Genomic DNA, 361 nt, shown 5'->3' on the forward strand with positions numbered 1-361 from the left:
TATCAGCTCCGTCCGCAGGGACTTCACCTACATATCAGCGTGCCTTCTCCCGAAGTTACGGCACCATTTTGCCTAGTTCCTTCACCCGAGTTCTCTCAAGCGCCTTGGTATTCTCTACCTGACCACCTGTGTCGGTTTGGGGTACGATTCTGTGTTACCTGATGCTTAGAGGCTTTTCCTGGAAGCTGGGCATTTATCACTTCAGCACCGTAGTGCCTCGTCGTCACGCCTCAGCGTTAACAAGCGTCCGGATTTACCTGGACACTCCGCCTACACGCTTAAACCGGGACAACCGTCGCCCGGCTGATATAGCCTTCTCCGTCCCCCCTTCGCAGTAACACCGAGTACAGGAATATTAACC

The 361-nt window shown here is 53.7% G+C and carries 1 rRNA gene; it reads right to left on the reverse strand.

Annotated features, from left to right (window positions below):
* A 23S ribosomal RNA gene (locus AC1DBL_RS16760) occupies positions 1-361 on the reverse strand; the annotation flags it as partial.

It is taken from the genome of Arthrobacter sp. 10T44 (genome assembly GCF_056393885.1).